Below are 2,249 nucleotides of genomic sequence, written 5' to 3'. Positions count from 1 at the left end.
AGAATCGCATCGGCGATGGGCTGGAGTTGTTTGACGAGGTAATGCTCATAGTCAATGTGCGAATACCGGGCCTCCAGAGGCTCGGGGCCGCTTTGCGTCATCACGTACTCGATCCAGCCTCCACGCTGGTACTGCTGCGGACGGTTCAGCTTCGCGTTGTGCGCGTCAGCAATGCGCGCCGCGCGCACCTGGGGAGGCACGTTGACCTCATAGGCATCGAGTCGGTGGCGCAGGCGTTTTCGGTAGACAAGCAGCGGATCCATCTGGCCATCCAACATCGACCGCGCATAGTCGGCCACAAACGCCCGGTAGGGCTCGCCATGGAAGATGCGTGACAACAAGCCTTCCTGGAACTGGCGCGCCAACGGGGTCCAGTCGCTGCGGGCCATCTCCAGTCCGCGATAGACCATCTCCTCCCGACCTTCTTCATCGACGCTCAGGCCGGCGTAGCGCTTCTTGCTGCCGACGTCCGATCCCCGGATGGTGGGCATGAAGAACTTGGCGTAGTGGGTATCGAACTCGATTTCGAGGAAGTTCTCCAGCCGCTGCTCTTCACGCAGCTTGCGGGTCCACCAGGCATTGATCTCCTGCACCAGGCCGGCCGCAATGGCGTGTGCCTTCGCGTTGGGATAGGTGCGTTTAAGCCAGATGAAGATGGAGTCAGTGTCTCCGTAGATGACCTGGTATCCGCGCTCCTCCACAAATGCGCGGGTCAGCTTCATCACCTCGTGGCCCCGCAGGGTCACGGCGGATACCAGCTTCGGATTGAAGAAGCGGCACTCGGACGCACCCAGCACACCAGCGAAGGAGTTCATGAGCAGCTTCATGGCCTGTGACAGCGGCTGGTTGCGCGCCCGCTTGGCTTCGTCCCGAGCATCCGAAAGGGTGGTCACGATGTCCGGCAGACAGTGTTTGTCGCGCGAAAACAGCGTGCCTTGCGGCCCCTGCACCAACCCGCTCTGGATGTCGGCGCTCTCTCCCTCGGCCAGACCCACGGGGTCCACCAGAAAGGTCCGGATGATGGAGGGGTACAGGCTTTTGTAGTCCAGGACCACGACGGAGTCGTAGAAGCCCGGGGTGGAGTCCATCACATAGCCGCCGGGAAAGGCCTTGGCTGCGATGTCACCCACGTTGGGAGCCACGTAGCCCAGGCGGTGCATGCGCGGCAGGTAGTGGTGGCTGAATGCGGCGATGGAGCCGCCGAAGTGATCTATCTGCAAGCCTGTCGTCTGGGCTCGCTCCAGTACGAACGGCAGCAGTTCCAGTTTTTCGAAGATTCGCAGGACGAGCGCGCAGTCGCGGATGTTGTAGCTGGCCAGCGCGGGCTTGTCTTCCTGGTAGCGCCGCTCGATCTCCGCCATCTTGTCGTAGGCATCGCCGATCTCCTTGCCCTCGCCCAGCAATGCCTGCGAGACCGCTTCGAGGCTGAAAGACGGGAAGCTCCACATGCCCGCCCGCAGTGCTTCGATGCCATCGACAACCACACGCCCGGGCATGGGCGCGAACAGGTAGCCCTGGCGGCCGGGGTGCGTACGCCACGCGATGGGGCGGCGCTCGCGTCCGAGCAACAGCTGCACGGAGTTCGCGTCGGCGGTCTTTTGCAGCACCCGCAGGTCGAACTGGATCACGCTCCAGCCGACGATGACATCCGGGTCATGGTCCGCAAACCAGGCATTGAGCTGCTCGATCATCGCCCTGCGAGTTGAGCAGTACACAAGCCTGAAGTCCATCGGCGACACAGCTGGCGCCGGCACAGACTCTGGTGCTTCCCCCAGCATGAACACCACCCGGTCACCCGCACCATCCAGTGCGATGGAGTACAGATCCTCCGTTGCGCTCGTCTCGATGTCCAGCGACACCACCTTCAACACCGGGCGCCAACCAGACGCGGGCTTCAACCTGCCGTCGAGGATGGTCGAACCTTCGCGCTGGCCTCCCTCGACCAGAACACCGGCCGTGATGAACCGCTCCATCAGGTAGCGATCGTGCGGGCGGACATCCGCTTCGTAGAGCGGTATTCCCAGTGGCTGGAGTGCGCGCGCCAGCTTGCCCAGATCGCGGAACCTGCGAGCATAGACACCGAGGACGGGCTTCTGGTCGAACGTCTTCAGATCGAGCTCCCTTACCTCCAAGCCCTGCACGCTTGCCAGCGGAGCTTGCGCTGCGGCCCGATGGCAGTCAGGCAGAAAGGCGACCGACGTCTGTCGGGTTATCAGCACCTTCTTCGGCCCCTCGTCGGTGGCCAGCCA

General features: G+C 63.0%; 1 protein-coding gene. It reads right to left on the bottom strand.

The annotated features are described in order from the left end of the window. The coding region (locus AC07Z7_RS24985; RefSeq protein WP_494768032.1) for a DNA polymerase II at window positions 1–2,249 on the bottom strand (2,249 nt) is incomplete at both ends.

The organism is Acidovorax sp. GW101-11A03 (assembly GCF_059424825.1).
Note: the sequence above shows the minus strand (reverse complement) of the source record. Positions and strands in the feature narration are given on the sequence as shown.